Below are 15,495 nucleotides of genomic sequence, written 5' to 3' on the forward strand. Positions count from 1 at the left end.
CATGGTGAAACACAGGGAAAGCCGGCCACGGTCTTCGGCCGCGCCGGGAAGAGCGCCGGGGAAAACGCCGGGGAAAGCGAATGACAGGCGTATCGACGCCGGCTTCAATCCTGGAAAGCTGCAGGCAAAGCCGTCACGCGACGAAAAGCATGCCGGCAGGCGCGGAGAGCGGGCAGCCGAGCCGCGCGAAACTGTTGCGGCCGCAAATCTGCCCGAACGCCCGCTGATCGCTCGCAGCGGCGACCGCCCATCAGAGCGCGTGCCCGTCATATTGGAATCCCTCGGCGCCGGTGATTTTCACCTGATCGACACCGGCAACGGCCTCAAGCTCGAGCAATATGGTCCCTATCGCATCGTCCGACCAGAAGCGCAGGCTCTTTGGCAGCCGACGGTACCGGCACATCTCTGGGACAATGCCGACGCGATATTCACCGGCGATACCGAGGAGGATGGCATGGGCCGCTGGCGCTTCCCTCGCCAAGTTCTCGGCGAGACATGGCCCTTGCAGCTGCTCGGCGTCGACTTTCTCGGCCGCTTCACCTCGTTCCGCCATGTCGGCGTCTTTCCAGAGCAGATCGTCCACTGGGACTGGATGAAACAACAGATAGAAGCGGCGAAACGGCCGCTGAAGGTGCTCAACCTGTTCGGTTATACCGGCGTCGCGTCGCTGGTTGCGGCGAGGGCCGGCGCCGAGGTCACCCATGTCGATGCGTCGAAGAAAGCCATCGGCTGGGGCCGCGAGAACCAGGCGCTCGGACGCATGGAAGATCTGCCGATCCGCTGGATCTGCGAGGACGCCATGAAATTCATCCTGCGCGAGGAGCGGCGCGGAAACACCTATGACATCATCCTGACCGATCCGCCGAAGTTTGGCCGCGGGCCCAACGGCGAGGTCTGGCATCTGTTCGAGCATTTGCCGATGATGCTCGACATCTGCCGTTCGTTGCTGTCGCCGAGCGCACTCGGCCTGGTGCTGACCGCCTATTCGATCCGAGCCAGCTTCTATTCGATCCACGAGCTGATGCGCGAGACGATGCGCGGCAGCGCCGGCGCCGTCGAATCCGGCGAACTCGTCATTCGCGAGGCGGGGCTTGACGGCAAGACGCCGGGCAGGGCCCTGTCGACATCTCTCTTCAGCCGCTGGGTACCCAAATGAGCAATGAATACCGCGAGGCCGGGCCGCGCAGGGTCGGACAGGTGAAGGAGGTGACCTCGCTTGCCAATCCGATCATCAAGGATATCAAGGCGCTGACGCAGAAGAAGTCGCGCGAGGAAACCGGCACCTTCATGGCCGAGGGCTTGAAGCTGGTCATCGACGCACTCGAGCTCGGCTGGACCATTCGCACCCTGGTCTATGCCAAGACGGCAAAGAGCAAGCCGCTGGTCGAGCAGATGGCGGCAAAGACGGTGGCGTCAGGTGGTCTCGTTCTCGAAGTCAACGAGAAGGTGCTGGTCTCGATCACCCGTCGGGACAATCCGCAGATGGTCGTCGGCATTTTCGATCAGCGCTGGAAACCGTTGAAGGATATCCGCCCTGCAAGCGGCGAGACCTGGGTCGCGCTGGACCGTGTCCGCGATCCGGGAAATCTCGGGACCATCATCCGCACCTGCGACGCCGCCGGTGCCTCGGGCGTGATCCTTGTCGGCGACGCCACGGATCCGTTTTCGCTTGAGACCGTGCGCGCGACGATGGGCTCCGTCTTCGCCGTGCCGGTCGCAAAGGCTACCCAGGAGGAATTCCTGGCGTGGAAAAAAACCGCCGGCGTCTCGGTCGTCGCCACCCATCTTGCCGGCGCCGTCGACTACCGTACCATCGACTACAAGAAGAAGCCGGTCGTCCTCCTGATGGGCAACGAGCAGTCCGGCTTGCCGGATGCACTCGCAAACCAGGCAGATGCGCTTGCACGTATACCGCAGGCAGGCCGTGCCGACAGCCTCAATCTGGCGGTCGCAACTGCCGTCATGCTTTTCGAAGCCCGCCGCCACGTCCTGACGCTTAGCGAGACCCGATGACTGCATTTACCTCCTCAAAGCCGGCACTCTTTTCCAGGCCGCTGCCGATCTCGATCTTCATCGTGCTTGCGGTCATTCTCGACCAGATCGTCAAGACCGCGGTCGATCGCTTTCTGCCCCTGCAGGAGGCGGTACCGGTCGTCCCGATGCTCGCCCTTTATCGGACCTACAATCTCGGCGTCGCCTTTTCCATGCTCTCCGGCATGGATGGCTGGTTGATCGTCGGTATGCGGCTTGTCATCGTCGCTTTCGTGATCTGGTTGTGGCGCCGGTCTGCAAAGGACCGCTGGCTGGCCCATCTCGGCTTTGCCCTGATCATCGCCGGCGCGCTGGGCAATCTGGTCGACCGCTTTCTCTATGGGCATGTGATCGACTACATCCTGTTTCATACCGATACATGGTCCTTTGCCGTCTTCAACCTGGCCGATAGTTTCATCAGCGTTGGCGCCGCCGCCGTCATTCTCGACGAGCTTCTGTTGCCGAAAAAAGGCGAAAACGTAAAATCTTAAGGATCTCCGGAAGGCATTTGGAAGGGTGCTCGTGTTAGCAACTGCGCATGAGCACTCTGTCGCATTTGCAGGAACGGCTTTCATCCGCCCTCACGAATGGGGCGCTGCGCGCGCGTGCTCCGGGCAATAGACCGCCAAAGAAATCCATGGACGACGAGCCTCTGGAAAGCCGGCAGGCTCCGGTCGTGTCGCCCCGGCGGGCGCCGCTCTTCGAACGTCTGTATCGCAACTGGCTCGGCGGCGGCGGCTTCATTGCCGGCGTGGTGATGTTTTCTGTCGGCTATAGTGGCGGGCCGCTGGCGCTTGCAGCCTTGCTTGGAGCCGTTGCCCTTGCCATCGTTCTGGTAGAGCTCGCTCGCAAATGGCGCCCAGTATTTGCCCGCCTCCGAACCCCTGAGGCCGCTGGCGGTAACGAGCACCATCACGACAGGAAATGGGAGCACGACGAGAACGCAAGCCTGCTCGCAACGATCCACGATGCACTTGGCGATATTGCCGTGACGCGCGGCCTTGATCGACGCGTCATCCGCGCCAATGCCACCTTCCGGAGGTTGACGGGCCAGGCGCGGCCGGAAGGCATGACCTGCGAAGAGATCGGCCTCGCCTTCCGCCCGGGCTCGGAGCCTCATCGTTTCGACGTCGAGCTGCCGACATCAGGGGGCCAGCGGATCTTTGTTTGGCACGATGTGACCAGCCGGGACCCCATTTCGGGCAAGCTGTTGATCGAGAGCATAGCCCGCGAGGTTACCGACGAGCGGATTGCCGCCCGCAACCGTGAGGAGGCGCGGATGAAGGCCGAATACAGCAGCGCTGCCAAGTCGCGCCTGCTTGCGACCGTTAGCCATGAAATCCGAACGCCTCTGTCGGGTATCCTCGGCATGAGCCACCTTCTGACACAGACACGCATGACCCTCGAACAGGCCAACTACCTGACCGGCATACGCCAGTCCGGCCATGCGCTGGTTCAGCTCGTCGAGGATCTGCTGGATTTCTCCACCATGGAGATCGGCCGTTTCGAGCTTCGTCCGCGTGCCGAATCCTTACGGAGGCTTCTTGAGAGCGTCGTTGAGATGCTTGCGCATCGGGCGCACGAAAAAGGCATAGAGATTGGCGCAACCGTCTCCGCCGACGTCCCCGAGCCGATGGATTTCGACCCCGCGCGATTGCGCCAGGTGCTTTTCAACATCATCGGAAACGCTGTCAAGTTTACCCAGACCGGCGGCGTCTTTGTTCGCGCCGGGATAGAGGCGGGCGACCTCGTCATCGTGGTGAGGGACAGCGGCCCCGGCATGACCGAGGACGAGCAGGCGCGCATCTTCGGCGAGTTCGAACAGGCCGGCAGCGTCGTTGAAAAGAGCGAAGGCACAGGGCTTGGCTTGGCGATCTCGGCCCGCATCATGCAGCAGTTCGGCGGGTCCATGAGCGTCGCCAGCGAGCTTGGCAGCGGTAGCGAATTCACCATCCGTTTTCCTGTCGCTATTTCCGAAGAGAACGGCGAGCGCGCCGCGCGCAAAAGCACGTTGGCTGGTGCGCGCGTTCTGCTGCTTGCCCCTGAAGGGGCTGCCAGCAGCGCCGTAGCGGATACGATCCGGACGCTTGGCGGCACCTGCAGCCTGCTCGAACCGGGTGACACGGGCCGTTTCGCATTGGATGCACTGGAACGAAGCGGAGACAGGCCGACCGACGTCATCGTCGATCATCGTATGGCGCCGCAATATATTCGCGAATTCGCAGATCGCCTCGAAAAGGCAGCTCCTGGCCTGCGCAAGATCTTCCTCGTCAATCCGGAAGAGCGCAGTGCCCGCCCGCTCGAGCTTTTCGATGCCTGGCTTATCCGTCCGCTGCGCGAGCAGTCCTTGATCGATGTTTTGCGCGGTCGGATGCGCGGTATGGAAAAGCGCGATGTGGCCAACGACGGTGCGCTCGACTTTGCAGCACTTTCAGCCGTCAAGGCGCCGAGCGGGCTTCATGTACTGCTTGCGGAAGACGATCCCGTCAATGCCATGCTGGTGCGCGCCGTGCTGGCAAAGGCCGGTCATGACGTTCACACGGTTGCGGATTTCGACAGCGTGCTCGACCGCGCCTGGGCAACAGGCGAAAACCGGCCCGACATCATCGTGACCGACCTTTCCATGCCGGGGGGCGATGGCCTGGATATGCTTGTCAGCTTGCGCTCGCATGAGCGTGCCACCGGTTCGCCTCCCATTCCCGTCATCGTCTTGACGGCGGACAGCCGCGAAGAAATCCGTCGTAACGCAGTGCTGAACGGCGCCAATTCGGTGATGGCAAAACCGGCCGATCCGGAACGCCTGGTTGCCGAGGTCTACGCCCTGACAGCCTTGACATTCAAGCGTATAGGGCACTATTGAAATCGCTACCTATTGACCGAATCCATGCTTTCACCGACCTATAAAGCAGGCACAGTTCTTGCTTTTGGCAGTGCAGCATGTCACTTTCTTGTCGTATAGATTTGCTTAATGGCGATTAGTTTAACCCGTAGAGGGGAGTCGCCATGTCCATCGAAGTGTTAAATCGCGAAGCTCAGGGCGAGACCGTTCAGACATCTAATAAATCGAGCGCGCCGGTGACCGGCGACGTGTTTGGTCGCATTGGCAATCTTGAAACTCGCCTTGCTAGGACAGAGCGCGAGATCGATGCCGCACAGGCTGTGCGCTATCGTGTATTCGTCGAGGAAATGAAGGCCAAATTGCCGCCGGACGCCATGCACCGCCAGCGTGATGTCGATAGCTGGGATGCGATCTGCGACCATCTGCTGGTGCTTGACCGCTCGATAGAGGGCGACACCGAGGACCAGATCGTCGGGACCTATCGTCTGCTGCGCCAGGAAGTCGCAATGGCCAATGGCGGATTTTATTCCGCCTCGGAGTTTGCGATCGACGGTCTTCTTGCCCGCCATGGAGACAAGCAATTCATGGAACTCGGCCGCTCCTGCGTGCTGCCGGCCTATCGTACCAAGCGCACCGTTGAATTGCTCTGGCAGGGAAACTGGGCCTATGCGCTGAAGCACGGTATGGGTGCGATGTTCGGCTGCGCCTCCTTTTCCGGCGTCCTTCCAGAGCAGCACGCGCTGGCGCTGTCGTTCCTTTACCACAATGTCCGCGCCAAGGATGAATGGGCCGTCGAGGCTCTGCCATCCCTGTCCCGCACCATGGATCTGATGCCGGTTGAAGCCATCAATGCGCGCAAGGCGCTGACCACACTGCCGCCGCTGATCAAGGGCTATCTTCGCCTCGGCGCGATGGTGAGCGGCAGTGCCGTGGTGGATCAGGCCTTCAACACGACCGACGTGCTGATTGTCCTGCCGATCGCCAGCATCTCCGATCGCTACGTAAACTATTACGGCGCCGACGCCGGACGTTTCGCGAGCTAGGGCAACTCCTGGAAAAGCGCGAAGCGGTTTGAACCACCGCTTCGCGTGATCGCGCGTGCCACAGGCATCGCTTCCCAAAGCTCTTGTGGGCGACAGGCCCTTCCCTTCGGATTGCTGTTGTCTTCAGTGACGGCACACGGATAGGGTGGCATCTCATTTTGGGAAGACAGCGCCTCCGTGAACGAACACTTTGCCACCAGCATCGACGCTTTCTCGGCCGCCGAGCTAGCCTCGGACGAAAGCCGTGCGTCGGCGACGCCGATGATGGAGCAGTATATCGAGATCAAGGCGAACAATCCCGGGTCGCTGCTGTTCTACCGCATGGGTGATTTCTACGAGCTGTTCTTCGAGGATGCCATCGACGCATCCCGCGCACTCGGCATCACCCTCACCAAACGCGGCCAGCACATGGGCCAGGACATCCGCATGTGCGGCGTGCCGGTCCATGCGGCTGACGACTATCTCCAGAGATTGATCTCGCTTGGCTTCCGCGTCGCCGTCTGCGAGCAGATCGAGGACCCGGCCGAAGCGAAGAAGCGCGGATCGAAGTCCGTGGTGAAGCGCAACGTGGTCCGTCTTGTCACCCCCGGCACGATCACCGAGGAAAAGCTGCTTTCGCCATCGGAATCCAACTATCTCATGGCGCTGACGCGTATTCGCGGCGCCGCGGAGGCCCAGTTGGCGCTTGCCTGGATCGATATCTCGACAGGCGTTTTCCGGCTGGCGGAGACGGACACATCGCGGCTTTTGGCCGATATTCTGAGGATCGATCCCCGCGAACTGATCGTCCCGGACACGATGTTCTACGATCCGGAGCTGAAACACGTATTCGATACGCTGGGCCGAACGGCCGTTCCGCAGCCGGCGGTTCTTTTCGACAGCGCCAGCGCCGAGGGCCGCATCACCCGCTATTTCGGCGTCGCGACGCTCGATGGCTTCGGGACCTTCTCGCGTGCCGAGCTTGCCGCCGCCGCTGCTGCCGTTGCCTATGTTGAGAAGACGCAGATTTCTGAGCGCCCGCCGCTAGGCTTGCCCGAGCGCGAGAGCGCTGCCTCCACCCTGTTCATCGATCCGGCGACCCGCGGCAATCTCGAGCTTGCCCGCACGCTTTCCGGCGATCGCAACGGCTCGCTGCTGAAGGCGATCGACCGCACCGTGACCGGCGGTGGCGCCCGTCTCCTTGCCGAGCGGCTGATGTCGCCCTTGACCGACCCCGCACGGATCAATCAGCGACTGGATTCGATCGGCTTCCTCCTGGAGGAGCCCTCCCTCTGTGGCGAGCTACGCGATGCGCTGAAGCAGGTTCCCGATATGCCGCGCGCCTTGTCGAGACTGGCGCTCGATCGTGGCGGCCCGCGCGATCTCTCCGCAATCCGCCAGGGGCTCGGCGCGGCGGCATCGGTTGCAAAATTGCTTGGCGGCGCCCTGTTGCCGGTGGAACTCGACGATGCACTTTTCGGGTTGAGAGCGCTGCCCGCCGAGCTCGAAGCCATGCTCGGCGCCATGCTTGCCGACGAACTGCCGCTGTTGAAGCGCGAAGGAGGCTTTCTGCGGCAAGGCGCAAATGGCGAACTTGACGAGGTCCGCGCGTTGCGCGACCAGTCGCGCCGGGTGATCGCCGGGTTGCAGCTTCAATATGCCGAGGAGACCGGCATCAAATCGCTAAAGATCAAGCATAACAACGTGCTTGGATATTTCATCGAAGTGACGGCTGGAAATGCCGGTTCGATGATCGATACCGCGGAAGCCAAGGCCCGCTTCATCCATCGCCAGACCATGGCCAACGCCATGCGTTTCACCACGACCGAACTTGCCGATCTCGAAAGCCGGATCGCCAACGCCGCCGACAAGGCGCTGACGATCGAACTCGAGGCCTTCGATCGGATGGTGGGAGCTGTCGTCGGCGAGGCCGAGGCGATAAAGGCCGGAGCACGGGCGCTCGCGATTGTCGATGTCGCGTCCTCCTTGGCATTGCTGGCGGAGGAACAGGCGTATTGCCGGCCTGCGGTGGACGACAGCAAGATGTTTTCGATCACCGCGGGCCGGCATCCGGTGGTCGAGCAGGCCCTGCGGCGACAGGCAGGCGGGCCCTTCGTTGCCAATAATTGCGACCTGTCACCGCATGAGGCGGGCAAGGATGGCGCTATCTGGCTTCTGACCGGCCCCAACATGGGCGGCAAGTCGACCTTCCTGCGGCAGAACGCTTTGATCGCCATCATGGCGCAGATGGGCTCGTTCGTGCCTGCATCCTCTGCCCATATCGGTATTGTCGACCGCTTGTTTTCCCGGGTCGGCGCCTCGGACGATCTGGCGCGAGGCCGGTCGACCTTCATGGTCGAAATGGTCGAGACCGCAGCGATCCTCAATCAGGCGACGGACCGCTCGCTGGTCATCCTCGATGAGATCGGCCGGGGCACCGCCACCTTCGACGGATTGTCCATCGCCTGGGCGTCCGTGGAACACCTCCACGAGGTCAATCGCTGCCGTGGGCTTTTCGCCACCCACTTCCATGAGTTGACGGTGCTGTCCGAAAAACTCGGGCGCCTTTGCAATGCCACGATGAGGGTCAAGGAATGGGACGGCGAGGTGATCTTCCTGCATGAGGTCGGTCCGGGGGCCGCCGACAGGTCCTACGGCATTCAGGTCGCGCGGCTCGCCGGTCTGCCGGCATCTGTCGTTTCGCGCGCCCGGGATGTACTGACGCGGCTGGAAGATGCCGACAGGAAAAACCCCGCGAGCCAGTTGATCGACGACCTGCCGCTCTTCCAGGTCGCGGTCAGGCGCGAGGAGGCGCGCGGGCCACGCGGAGCCTCAAAAGTGGAAGAGACATTGAAAGCGCTCGACCTCGACGATATGACGCCACGCGGCGCACTCGATGCGCTGTACGATCTGAAGAAAAAGCTAAATCAGGCCGGTTAATTTCGGCACCGCAGGACGTCAAGCATGCACATCGAAAATCTTCTGAGCGAGGTTCGTAACCTCTCCGATCGGTTCTCTCCAATCGAAGCCCTGCACAAGACCAGCGAAGGCAGCGAGCCCGTCGAATGGAACAGCGCACGTGGGCTGCTGGACATCGTGATCGCCTGCGGCAGGATTTCCGACATCAGCACGAAGATATCGAAGGCGGGCTATTGGGAGTGCGACCGCGATCTCTTGATGAAGATTGGCGCCCAGTCGCGGCAGATTCTATATCACATAAATGACATGAAACTTTCCGATTTGAACGCCCAGCGTTGAGGGCGGTGCTATCGCGCTGGCAATCGCCAGACCGCGGTCGTTGACCTTGAAGATCAATTGATTACCTTCGTCAAATCTAAAGGGTCGGGTTTATATTATGCCTGTGTCAATTGCCGGGCAAAAGGGCTATAGCGCATGCAGACGAAAAGACAGGTGCGCCAGGAAGTGGCCTCAGGCAACGATCAGGACCTAAGTCGGCCCCGTATGGCGACGAATGATACCGATTTTTCCGACATCCTCGATGTCGCCGCCTTAAGGGCGGAATGCAAGGCGCTTGTCGAGCACTACGGTGCGAAGAAGGACGAGCTTCGAGGCGCGTTGCTGGCCGTCCTGAAGAAGGCGAGCCAGGATGGTCGCGAAAAGGCAAAGACCTTGCTTTTCGAAGATGGCAGCGGGCTCAGATGCGCCTACAGGATTTCCTGGCTGCAGGATCAGCTGATCACCGTGCTCTACGATTTCGTCGTCGGGCATATCTTTGCCAAGCAGAAGGACAGGTTTGCGATCACAGCGGTTGGCGGCTATGGCCGCGATACGCTGGCGCCCGGCTCCGACATCGATCTTTTGTTCCTCTTTCTGCCAAAGCCGGAGGACGACACCCACAAGGCCGTCGAATTCATTCTCTACGTCCTCTGGGACATGGGCTTCAAGGTCGGCCATGCGACGCGCACCGTCGATGAATGCATCCGGCTGTCGAAGTCGGACATGACCATCCGCACCGCGATTCTCGAAATGCGCTACATCTGCGGCCTGGAGCAGCTCGCCCGCGAGCTGGAAACGCGCTTCGACAAGGAAGTCGTCACCAATACCGGCCCGGAATTCATCGCCGCGAAGCTTGCCGAGCGCGACGAGCGCCATCGCAAGGCCGGCGATACGCGCTATCTTGTCGAGCCCAACGTCAAGGAGGGCAAGGGCGGCCTGCGCGACATGCACACGCTGTTCTGGATCTCGAAATATTATTACCACGTGCGTGACCCGGCCGAGCTCGTAAAGCTCGGCGTATTGTCGCGCCAGGAATATCACCTGTTCATGAAGGCGGAGGACTTCCTCTGGGCGGTCAGGTGCCACATGCATTTCCTCACCAACAAGGCTGAGGAGAGGCTTTCCTTCGATATCCAGCGCGAGATCGCCGCAGCGCTAGGCTACAATCCCCGGCCCGGCCTGTCGGCCGTCGAGCGTTTCATGAAGCACTACTTCCTTGTTGCCAAGGACGTGGGCGACCTGACGCGGATTCTTTGCGCAGCGCTCGAGGATCAACAGGCGAAAGCGACGCCCGGCCTTACCGGCGTCCTCAGCCGCTTTGCCCATCGTTCGCGGAAGATCCCGGGCTCCATCGAATTCGTGGAGGATCGCGGCCGTATCGCGCTTGCCAATCCCGATGTCTTCAAGCGCGATCCTGTAAGCCTCATCCGCCTGTTTCACGTCGCCGACATCAACGGCCTTGAATTTCATCCAGACGCTCTAAAGCGCGTGACGCGCTCGCTTTCGCTGATCGACAATGAGCTACGCGACAACGAAGAGGCCAACAGGCTGTTTCTTGCGATCCTGACCTCCAGGCGCGATCCGGCGCTCATCCTGCGCCGGATGAACGAGGCGGGTGTGCTTGGCCGCTTCATTCCGGAGTTTGGCAAGATCGTCTCGATGATGCAGTTCAGCATGTATCATCATTACACGGTCGACGAACACCTGATCCGGGCAGTTGACGTGCTTTCGGAAATCGACAAGGGCAAGGCCAACGACATCCACCCCCTCGTCAATCAGCTGATGCCGGGTATCGAGGATCGGGATGCGCTCTATGTCGCCGTCCTGCTGCACGATATAGCCAAGGGCCGCCAGGAAGACCATTCCATCGCCGGCGCCAAGGTCGCACGCAAGCTCGGGCCGCGCTTCGGGCTTTCCCCGAAGCAGACCGAGCTCGTCGTCTGGCTGGTCGAAGAGCACCTGACGATGTCGATGGTCGCCCAGACGCGCGACCTGACCGACCGCAAGACCATCACCGATTTTGCCGATCGCGTGCAGTCCCTCGAACGCTTGAAGATGCTGTTGATCCTGACGGTCTGTGATACGCGCGCCGTCGGCCCTGGCGTCTGGAATGGCTGGAAAGGCCAACTTCTGCGCACGCTTTATTATGAGACCGAGCTGCTGCTCGCAGGCGGCTTTTCCGAAGTCTCGCGCAAGGAGCGGGCGAAATCCGCTGCCGATGCGTTGTTCAATGTGCTCTCCGACTGGAGCCAGAAGGACCGCAAGACCTATAGCAAGCTCCATTATCAGCCATACCTACTCTCCGTGCCGCTGGAAGACCAGGTACGCCACACGCAGTTCATCCGCCAGACCGACAAGGCCGGGCAGGCACTGGCGACCATGGTGCGCACCGACAGTTTCCACGCCATCACCGAGATCACGGTGCTCTCGCCCGACCATCCGCGTCTCTTGACGGTCATCGCCGGCGCATGTGCTGCGGCAGGCGCCAATATCGCTGACGCGCAGATCTTCACCACATCGGACGGCCGGGCGCTCGACACCATCCATATCAACCGCGAGTTTTCCGACGACGCCGACGAACTGCGCCGCGCCGCCACCATCGGCAAGATGATCGAGGACGTGCTCTCCGGCCGCAAGCGCCTGCCTGAAGTCATCGCCACGCGGACCAAGAACCGTCGCAAGAACAAGGCATTCGTCATACCGCCATCGGTGACGATGTCGAACACGCTGTCGAACAAGTTCACGGTCATCGAGGTCGAGTGCCTTGACCGAACCGGCCTTCTTTCCGAAATCACCGCGGTGTTGTCGGATCTGTCGCTGGATATCCAGTCGGCTCGCATCACTACCTTTGGCGAAAAGGTCATCGACACGTTCTACGTCACCGATCTCGTCGGGCAGAAAATCACCAACGACAACAAGCGGGGCAATATTATCGCGCGGCTGAAGGCTGTCATGGCAGGGGAGGAGGACGAGTTGCGTCAGCGTATGCCGTCCGGAATTATCGCGCCTTCCAACACCCGTTTGCTGAACGCTGATAAGAAAGCCGGTTCCGCAGCATGAGTCTTGTCAGGAAATTCGCAACGGTCGGCGGAGCCACGCTTGGCAGCCGCATTTTCGGGTTCGCCCGCGAAACGCTGATGGCTGCGGCGCTCGGGACGGGTCCGATGGCCGACGTCTTCTATGCCGCCTTCCGCTTTCCCAACCTCTTCCGCCGCCTTTTTGCCGAGGGTGCTTTCAACGCTGCCTTCGTGCCACTCTTTGCCAAGGAGATCGAGGCAAACGGCATCGAAGGGGCAAAGCGTTTCTCCGAGGAAGTCTTCGGTGTCCTGTTCTCGGTGCTCTTCCTGATCACGGTCGTCATGGAACTGGCGATGCCGCTGCTCGTGCGCTGGATCATCGCCCCGGGCTTTGCCGACGATGCCGGCAAGTTCGACCTGACGGTTCGGCTGGCAGCAGTCATGTTCCCCTATCTGATGTCGATGTCGCTGACGGCGATGATGAGCGGTATGCTGAATTCGCTCCATCATTTCTTTGCCGCTGCCGTCGCACCGATTTTCCTCAATATCGTGATGATCGCCGCCCTGTTCTACGCGATCTACTATGGTTCCGATCCTCTGGCCACAGCCTGGTATCTGTCCTGGTCGGTCCTGGTCGCTGGCGTGCTCCAACTCGCCGTTGTCTATATCGGCGTGCGTCATGCCGGCATCAACATCGGCTTGCGCTTTCCGCGTTTCACGCCGAATGTCCGACGCCTTCTGGTCCTTGCAGTGCCCGCCGCCATAACAGGCGGGGTCACCCAGATCAATCTTGTGATCGGCCAAGCCATAGCCTCCAGCAAGGAGGGCGCAATCGCCGCCTTGCAATATGCCGATCGCATCTATCAATTGCCGCTGGGCGTCGTCGGCGTTGCGGTCGGGGTCGTGCTCCTGCCGGAGCTTGCCCGCGCGCTGAAGTCCGGTCACGAGCGGGAAGCTGCCAATATCCAGAACAGGTCGATCGAATTTGTGCTGTTCCTGACCCTTCCGGCCGCCGTCGCCCTGTGGCTGCTGTCCGATGACATCATCCGCGTGCTCTACGAGCGCGGCGCGTTTTCCGAGAACAATACGGCGCTCGTCGGTTCTATCCTTGCCATTTTCGGCCTGGGCTTGCCGGGCTTTGTTTTGATCAAGGCGCTCCAGCCCGGCTTTTATGCTCGGGAGGACACGAAGTCGCCGATGCGTTTCACCGGCATCGCAGTCTTTGTCAATTCGGCCCTTTCAATTCTGCTTTTTCCCCTGCTTGCCGAGCGCGGTATCGCGTTGGCAGAGGCGGTCGCGGGATGGATCAACACGGTGCTGCTCCTGGTCACGCTTCTGCGCCGCGGCCATCTGACATGGGAATGGGCGCTTGCCCGTCGCACCGGCTTGTTGCTGGTGTCCTCAGGCGTTATGGGTGGGGTGATCGTCTATCTGCTTCATCGCTGGGAGCCGCTGCTCGCCACGGGTTCGTCATTGGTGACAAAGACCGGCATCTTGACCTTGCTCATACTGATCTCGATGGTCGTGTATTTCTTCGTCGCCTTCCTGATCGGCGGCGTCGATGTGAGCATGATCCGCCGTAATCTGAACCGCAAGCCACCGGCCGCGAAACCGGCCGGCGCGACCGCAGCAGACGACAAGCAGCCCTGACCTTTAGGGAGCGACAAGCGCAATGACCCGACAATCCATCTTTCTGGTCACCCTCGTCGTCGATACCTACGATCGCGCCAAGGCTTTCTACTGTGACGCGCTCGGCTTCGAGTGCGTGCAGGACGAGGTGTTGCCGGAAGGCAAGCGCTGGGTGGTGGTAAGGCCCGCGGGCGGGGAGGGCGCCGCCTTGTTGCTGGCCGAGGCTGCCGGCGAAAAGCAGAAGGTGGCGATCGGCAACCAAGCAGGCGGACGAGTCGGCTTCTTCTTGAAGACTGAGGACTTCGCCCGCGATCACGCCGCAATGTTGGCAAAGGGCGTTCGCTTTGTCGAGGAGCCGCGGCGCGAGGACTATGGCACCGTGGCCGTCTTTGCCGATCCCTACGGCAACACCTGGGACCTCATCCAACACGCTTGAGCAATGACATCGGTGCTAGCCACTTGATTGCATGGCGCGCGCCGTGCATAAGCCCGCCGAACGACCAAGGAAGGGCGCAAGCCCGAGCCAAGGCCCTCCACCAGCCTTTTGAGGACGACATGACCGAATTCAAGAAACTCGTATTCTCCGGCGTGCAGCCGACCGGCAATCTGCACCTCGGCAATTATCTCGGCGCGATCAAGAAATTCGTGGCGCTGCAGGAAAACAATGATTGCATCTATTGCGTCGTCGACCTGCATTCGCTGACCGCCCAGTTGGTTCATGACGACCTGCCGGGCCAGATCCGCTCGATTGCCGCGGCCTTCATCGCCTCGGGTATCGATCCCAAAAAACATATCGTCTTCAATCAGTCCGCCGTGCCGCAGCATGCCGAGCTTGCCTGGATCTTCAACTGCGTCGCCCGCATTGGCTGGATGCAGCGCATGACCCAGTTCAAGGACAAGGCCGGCAAGGATCGTGAAAACGCGTCTCTCGGCCTGCTCGCCTATCCGAGCCTGATGGCAGCGGATATCCTCGTCTACCGTGGCACCCATGTGCCGGTCGGCGATGATCAGAAGCAGCATCTGGAACTTGCGCGCGACATCGCCCAGAAGTTCAACATCGACTATATGGAGCATATCCGCCAAACCGGCTATGGCATCGACACGGTGGTCGGTGAAGAGCCGATCCATGCGTTCTTCCCGCTCGTCGAGGCGCTGATCGATGGGCCGGCTCCGCGCGTGATGTCCTTGAAGGACGGCACCAAGAAGATGTCGAAGTCCGATCCGTCTGATCTCTCGCGCATCAACCTGATGGACGACGAAGAGGCGATTTCGAAGAAGATCCGCAAGGCGAAAACCGATCCGGACGGTCTGCCGAGCGAGATCGCCGGCCTTGCCGGACGCGCAGAGGCCGACAATCTCGTCGGTATCTATTCGGCTCTCGCCGAAAAGACCAAGGCGGAAGTCCTGACCGAGTTCGGCGGCCAGCAGTTCTCGGTCTTCAAGCCGGCGCTCGTCGATCTGGCTGTCAGCAAGCTGGCGCCCATTACCGGCGAAATGCGCAGGCTGATGGACGATACCAGCCATATCGACGCCATCCTGCGCGATGGCGGCGAGCGGGCGCGAGCCCGCGCCGAGGTCACGATGAAGCAGGTTCGCGACATCATCGGCTTCGTTTACTAAGGCATATGCACTTCTCTTCTCCCCACGGGGAGAAGATGTCCGACAGGACAGTTGAGGGGAGGAGCGAGGCGACACCCCGGCGATTGACGTTGGGCAGAAT

At 61.0% G+C, this 15,495-nt stretch carries 11 protein-coding genes; all 11 read left to right on the plus strand.

Translation table 11 applies throughout. The features are described from left to right. Positions 1-4 precede the first annotated feature (4 nt). The 11 genes from AB4Z52_RS09580 (at position 5) to trpS (ending at position 15,395) form a co-directional block, all read left to right on the plus strand. On the plus strand, positions 5-1,156 hold the full coding sequence (locus AB4Z52_RS09580; RefSeq protein ID WP_442217859.1) for a class I SAM-dependent methyltransferase: 1,152 nt from the start codon (positions 5-7) through the stop codon (positions 1,154-1,156). Beyond that, complete coding sequence (locus AB4Z52_RS09585) at positions 1,153-2,013, plus strand: TrmH family RNA methyltransferase (protein ID WP_442217676.1); 861 nt, start codon at positions 1,153-1,155, stop codon at positions 2,011-2,013. Before AB4Z52_RS09580 ends, AB4Z52_RS09585 begins: the two co-directional genes overlap by 4 nt. Continuing rightward, complete coding sequence (lspA, locus tag AB4Z52_RS09590) at positions 2,010-2,522, plus strand: signal peptidase II (RefSeq protein WP_442217677.1); 513 nt, start codon at positions 2,010-2,012, stop codon at positions 2,520-2,522. Before AB4Z52_RS09585 ends, lspA begins: the two co-directional genes overlap by 4 nt. Before the next feature lie 47 nt (positions 2,523-2,569). Further along, positions 2,570-4,891: an ATP-binding response regulator gene (locus AB4Z52_RS09595; RefSeq protein WP_442217678.1), complete on the plus strand. Its 2,322-nt coding sequence runs from the start codon at positions 2,570-2,572 to the stop codon at positions 4,889-4,891. A gap of 143 nt (positions 4,892-5,034) precedes the next feature. Next, complete coding sequence (locus AB4Z52_RS09600; protein WP_442217679.1) at positions 5,035-5,913, plus strand: GNAT family N-acetyltransferase; 879 nt, start codon at positions 5,035-5,037, stop codon at positions 5,911-5,913. A gap of 261 nt (positions 5,914-6,174) precedes the next feature. Then, positions 6,175-8,832, plus strand: coding sequence for a DNA mismatch repair protein MutS (mutS, locus tag AB4Z52_RS09605; RefSeq protein WP_442217860.1), 2,658 nt, complete (start codon positions 6,175-6,177; stop codon positions 8,830-8,832). 24 nt (positions 8,833-8,856) lie between these two features. Continuing rightward, on the plus strand, positions 8,857-9,150 hold the full coding sequence (locus AB4Z52_RS09610) for a hypothetical protein (protein WP_442217680.1): 294 nt from the start codon (positions 8,857-8,859) through the stop codon (positions 9,148-9,150). Between the two features lie 135 nt (positions 9,151-9,285). After that, complete coding sequence (locus AB4Z52_RS09615; RefSeq protein WP_442217681.1) at positions 9,286-12,189, plus strand: [protein-PII] uridylyltransferase; 2,904 nt, start codon at positions 9,286-9,288, stop codon at positions 12,187-12,189. Beyond that, positions 12,186-13,796, plus strand: coding sequence for a murein biosynthesis integral membrane protein MurJ (gene murJ / locus AB4Z52_RS09620; protein WP_442217682.1), 1,611 nt, complete (start codon positions 12,186-12,188; stop codon positions 13,794-13,796). The genes AB4Z52_RS09615 and murJ overlap by 4 nt, the downstream gene beginning before the upstream one ends. A 22-nt stretch (positions 13,797-13,818) precedes the next feature. Continuing rightward, positions 13,819-14,211: a VOC family protein gene (locus AB4Z52_RS09625; protein ID WP_442217683.1), complete on the plus strand. Its 393-nt coding sequence runs from the start codon at positions 13,819-13,821 to the stop codon at positions 14,209-14,211. Positions 14,212-14,330: 119 nt separating this feature from the next. After that, complete coding sequence (gene trpS, locus AB4Z52_RS09630) at positions 14,331-15,395, plus strand: tryptophan--tRNA ligase (protein ID WP_442217684.1); 1,065 nt, start codon at positions 14,331-14,333, stop codon at positions 15,393-15,395. Positions 15,396-15,495 lie beyond the last annotated feature (100 nt).

This window comes from Rhizobium sp. 2YAF20 (assembly GCF_052114685.1).
GTDB lineage: Bacteria > Pseudomonadota > Alphaproteobacteria > Rhizobiales > Rhizobiaceae > Rhizobium.